The sequence below is a fragment of the Streptomyces sp. NRRL WC-3549 genome, assembly GCF_000721935.1.
In the GTDB taxonomy this organism is placed as follows: Bacteria; Actinomycetota; Actinomycetes; order Streptomycetales; family Streptomycetaceae; genus Streptomyces.
The window spans coordinates 61530-66417 of sequence record NZ_KL585413.1 but is presented as its reverse complement, the minus strand read 5'-3'; the positions used below and the strand labels follow the sequence as shown (position 1 = coordinate 66417).

Annotated in this window: 3 protein-coding genes and 2 pseudogenes; 3 read left to right on the top strand and 2 right to left on the bottom strand. The window is 73.5% G+C overall.

Features of this window, described 5'->3' with window-relative positions; translation table 11 throughout:
• Positions 1–91 precede the first annotated feature (91 nt).
• Complete coding sequence (locus IH13_RS0121110; RefSeq protein ID WP_234433341.1) at positions 92–850, top strand: DMT family transporter; 759 nt, start codon at positions 92–94, stop codon at positions 848–850.
• A gap of 69 nt (positions 851–919) precedes the next feature.
• On the opposite strand, the pseudogene IH13_RS38020 reads toward IH13_RS0121110, so the two are convergent.
• Positions 920–1965 (bottom strand): annotated as a pseudogene (locus tag IH13_RS38020) (glutathione S-transferase family protein).
• Complete coding sequence (locus IH13_RS0121100) at positions 1962–3458, bottom strand: MFS transporter (protein WP_031086732.1); 1497 nt, start codon at positions 3456–3458, stop codon at positions 1962–1964. The pseudogene IH13_RS38020 and the gene IH13_RS0121100 overlap by 4 nt, the downstream one beginning before the upstream one ends.
• Before the next feature lie 311 nt (positions 3459–3769).
• On the opposite strand from IH13_RS0121100, the gene IH13_RS0121095 reads away from it, so the two are divergent.
• Together IH13_RS0121095 and IH13_RS0121090 are read left to right on the top strand one after the other, a co-directional pair.
• Positions 3770–4174 carry a VOC family protein gene (locus IH13_RS0121095; RefSeq protein ID WP_031086730.1) on the top strand — a complete coding sequence of 135 codons (405 nt, stop codon included), beginning with the start codon at positions 3770–3772 and terminating at the stop codon, positions 4172–4174.
• Between the two features lie 325 nt (positions 4175–4499).
• A pseudogene (locus tag IH13_RS0121090) lies at positions 4500–4888 on the top strand (lamin tail domain-containing protein); the annotation flags it as partial.

Below are 4888 nucleotides of genomic sequence, written 5' to 3'. Positions count from 1 at the left end.
CGGGGGCCGCCGGCGGCGGACCGCCGGAACGCGACACTCGGACAGGCCGTGGAGCCGGGGTCCAGGGCCGCTCGGCCCCATGATGGGGCGGGTGATCAGTGTTCTGTTCGCCGTCCTGACCGCGCTCAGCAACGGCTCCGCCTCGGTGCTCCAGCGCCGCGCCGCCATGAAGGTCCCCTCCGGGCCGATCGCCGTGGTCCAGCCCATCTTCGTGATCGAGCTGCCCGCGACCCTGCTGCTGGCCGGGCTCGTCATGCGCGCCAGGGTGCCGCGCCCGGTGTGGTTCGGGGTGGCGGCGGTGACGCTGGGGCTGGCGCTCGGCATGGCGTCGGCCGCGCCGGTGGGCGGCGCGGACCAGGTGCACGGTGGTGCCGCCTGGATCCCGGCCCTGGTGGTGACCGGGCTCTTCGAGGCCGCGCTGATCGCCGCCGCGCTCTCCACACGGGGCAACGCCCGGGCCGCGCTGCTGGGTCTGGCGGCGGCCTGCGGGTACGCGCTGACCGCGGCGCTGATGAAGGACGCCATGTCGCGGCTGGAGAGCCACGGTGTCCTCGGGCTGCTGGCGGCGTGGCAGCTGTACGCCACGGCGGCGGCCGGGGTCGGTGCGCTCTTCCTTCTCCAGAACGCCCTCCAGGCCGGCTCGCTGGTGGCGGTGCAGCCGATGCTGACGCTGGGGGACGCGCTGATCAGCATCACCTACGGGGTGACGCTGTTCGGTGAGCACCTGCGCGCGGGGTGGTGGCTGCTGCCGCAGCTGATCGGGGTGGGGCTGATCGCCACCGGATGTGTGATCCTGGCCCGCTCCCCGCTGGCGTCGGGCGGACAGGAGCCGGCCTCCCGGGTGAAGTGACCGGGCCCCGGCCGCGCCGCGGGCCCCGAGGCCCGGGAACGCGGCACGGGGCCCGGGCCCGGGGCACCGTCAGGGGCGTCCGCGGGCGGGTACCTCCTCGCCCGGCGGCACCGGCCCGGGCGGGGTCCCGTCGCCGAACGGACGGCCGCCCAGTTCCTCGCGGTGGTGCGGGGTCAGCCAGCCGGACAGGTCGGGCCCGAGCGGCACGATGCCGGTCGGGTTGATGCCGGTGTGCACCCGGTAGTAGTGCTGCTTGATGTGGTGGAAGTCGACGGTGTCGCCGAAACCGGGGGTCTGGTAGAGGTCACGGGCGTACGCCCACAGGACCGGGTCCTCGGTCAGCTTGTTCCGGTTGCACTTGAAGTGGCCGTGGTAGACGGCGTCGAAGCGGACCAGGGTGGTGAACAGCCGGATGTCGGCCTCGGTGAGGGTGTCCCCGACCAGGTAGCGCTGTCCGGCGAGCCGTTCGGAGACCAGGTCCAGGCGGCGGAAGACATCGATGTACGCGGCCTCGTACTCGCCCTGCTCGCCGGCGAACCCAGCCCGGTAGACGCCGTTGTTGACGTCCCGGTAGATGCCGTCCATCACCTCGTCGATCTCGTCGCGCAGTCGCTCGGGGTAGAGGTCGGGTGCGCCCGGGCGGTGCAGGGCGGTCCACTCGGTGGCCAGGTCCAGGGTGATCTGCTGGTAGTCGTTGGTGACCAGGGCCCTGCTCGGGATGTCGACGAGCGCGGGCACGCTGACCCCTCCGGGGTAGTCGCGCTCCCGCGCGTCGTACGCCTCGCTGAGGTAGCGGATGCCGAGCACCGGGTCCTTGCCGCCCTCGTCGAGGGTGAAGCGCCAGCTCCGGTCGTCCTGGAGGGGGTCGGCGACGGCCAGGGAGAGCGCGCTCTCCAGGCCGAGGAGGCGGCGGGAGACCAGGGCGCGGCTCGCCCAGGGGCAGGCCCGGCTGACGACGAGGCGGTACCGGTGTATAAGAGACAGCCGTCCCGCCCGTCGGCGGTGATCCGGTCGGCGAAGTGGCTGCGGGACCGCTTGAAGGGCTTGTGGCCGTACGAACTGTTCCCGTTCGGCTGCCGGTCGTCGGGGCCCCGGTCTGAAGGGGTGCTGCTCACGTCTCGCTCCTCGGCTGGTCGGTCGCTTCGGCCTTCTCCTGGTGTCTCCTTCCCCGCCGGCCGGCTGCGACATCGGCGAGGGCGACGATCAGCCCGGCAAGGACGAACGCGACGGAGACGATCAGCCCGTGGTCGTAGGCGCCCGGCCAGCCGTCGCGGCTCAGCCGGGAGAAGAAGACCGAGCCGACCGCGGCGATGCCGATGGCCGAGCCGACGCGCTGGCTGGTCTGCAGGGTGCCGCCGGCAGTGCCCGCGTTGCGTACCGGTACCTCGGAGAGGGTGAGGGTCTGGTTGGGGGCGATGACGAGTCCGCTGCCGAGTCCGGCGAGCAGCAGCGGAGCGGCCATCGCGAGGCCCGCGCCCCGGCCGGGCACGAGGTGGACGGCCATGGCGGTGAGCCCGAGCCCGACGGCCACCATGGTCAGGCCCACCGCGATCAGCGGCCGTCCGAAGCGGTGCACGAGCCGTCCGCCGATGCTCGCCGACCCGCCGGCGCCGAGGGCGAACGGGGTGATGGCGAGCCCCGCCTCCAGGGCGCTGTAGTGCAGACCGGCCTGGAGGTAGAGGGTGGTGATGAAGAAGATCGAGGTGAACCCGGCGAAGTACAGCAGGATCATCAGACAGCCCAGCCAGAAGGACCGGTACCGGAAGAGCTGGAGGTTGAGGACGGGCTGGAAGCCGCGCCGGGCGAAGCGCGACTCCCAGCCGACGAACGCGGCGAGCAGGGCGAGCGCCAGGACCACCAGCAGCCACTTGCCGTTTCCCGGCCACTGCTGGGCCTGGACGAACGGCAGCAGCAGGACCAGCACGCCGGCCCCGAGCAGCAGGACGCCGAACGGGTCGAGGTCGCGTGGCCGGACCCGGCCCGCGCAGGGGGTGTCGGGCAGCAGCCGGTGGGCGAGCAGCAGACAGACGAGGCCGATGGGCAGGTTGACGTAGAAGACCCAGCGCCAGCCCTCGGTGGCCCCGGCGACCTGGATCAGCACCCCGCCCAGCAGCGGGCCGACGGCGGTGGAGATGCCGACCACGGTGCCGAACATGCCGAAGGCCCGGCCCCGTTCGCGCCCGGAGAACATCTGCTGGATCAGTGCGGAGATCTGCGGGGAGAGCAGTCCGCCCGCCGCGCCCTGGATCAGGCGGGCGATGACGAGCCAGGTGCTGGACTGGGCGGCCCCGCAGGCGGCGGAGGCCAGGGTGAACAGGGCGAGTCCCGTCATGAACACCGCCCGTCGGCCGCGGGCGTCGCCGAGCCTTCCGCCCGGGATGAGGACCAGCCCGAAGGCGAGCGCGTAGCCGGACAGCACCCACTGGAGGTCGGAGTCCGGGGTGTGCAGGCCCTCCTTGATGGAGGGCAGCGCCACGTTGACGATGGAGACGTCGAGCAGCGTCATGAACCCGGCGACGAGACAGACGCCGAGGGCGCGCCAGCGACGGGGGTCGGACGGGCCGGAACCGGTCGAGTCCATGTCCCGGTGCCCCTTGCTCTCAGCCATGATCCGCACCCTAAGGGTTGCCCCGCGGTCCGTGGTGGATCAGCGCGCGGCGTCGGATGCGGCGCATCGTGGGCGGAGCGACGTCCGCGTACGCCGTCCCGGGCGTGCGGTCCGGGCCCTGCCGACCGCGTGACCCGTCGGCCGGGCGCCCCGTGGTCCCTTGGGGGCCCTTCGAGAGGAACCGCCGGGGCCCCGGCTCCGGTGCGCCGGCCCGGGGTGACACGGCCGCCCGGCCGTCAACTCCCGCAGCTGCGGGCGGTAGTTGCCCGCGCGTCGGCGTGTGACGCCCTGTCGGGGGTATCGGTGAAGGCATGACTGTGGGAAAGACGAGTGTCCTGGTACTGGACTGTGCGGAGCCCGTGGAGCTCGCGGCGTTCTACGCGGCCCTCCTCGGCGCGGAGACGCGGACCGGAAGCGATCCCGACTTCGTCGAGGTCGTCGGCCACACCGGTGTGCACCTGGCCGTCCGCCGCGACCACGGCTACGCGCCGCCGAGCTGGCCCCGCCCCGAGGACGCCCAGCAGGCGCATCTGCGCGTTCTGGTGGCCCCGGGGGACATGGACGAGGCCGAGCGTGAGGCGATAGGCCTCGGCGCCCGGCCGGTGGACACCGGGGACAGCAACAGCGGCCTCCGTGACGCCCGTGTCTACACCGACCCGGCCGGGCACTCCTTCACGCTCGCCGTGTACCCGGCCCGGCCGGCGACGACGGCGTGAGGCGGACCACCCGCGCGCACCCCGCCGGTGGCGCGACAGCCGGTCACCGGGCCTCCCCGGTGGCGCGGCCGACGCCCCGGTGCCCGTGACCTCGCGTCGTACGGCCGCGTGGGGCGGGCGTGCCTCCCGGGCCCGCCCGCCCCGGGTCAGGGCCCGCGTACAGGGCCCGGCCAAGGAGGCGCCGGCCGGGCCCTGTTCGGGGCGGGGCGGCTCTACCGGTCGAGCACACCGGGGTGTTGCCAGGATTTAACCTCGTGATGGCTTGTCACCCCGGGTCTACGCGCATAGCTTTTGGTCCCTCACTACCTTCTTGGGGGCTGTTCCCGTGCACATCGCCAGACCTGGCTCCGCCCTGCTGGCCGGTGCCGTCGCCGTGACCCTGTCGGTGACCGCGCTGCCCGCCGCCTTCGCGGCTCCGTCCTCGTCCGCCGTCATCTCCGAGGTGTACGGCGGCGGAGGCAACTCCGGTGCGACGCTCACCCGCGACTTCATCGAGCTGGCCAACGCCTCGTCGACTCCGTTCGCCCTGTCCGGTCTCAGCGTCCAGTACCTCCCGGGCGCCCCGTCCGCCGGTTCGCTGTGGCAGGTCACGGCACTGTCCGGCGATGTGGCACCCGGGGGCCGCTACCTGGTCGCCCAGGCCCAGGGGACGGGCGGGACCGTGGACCTGCCCGCCGCCGACGCCACCGGCACCACCGCGATGGCGGCGGCGGG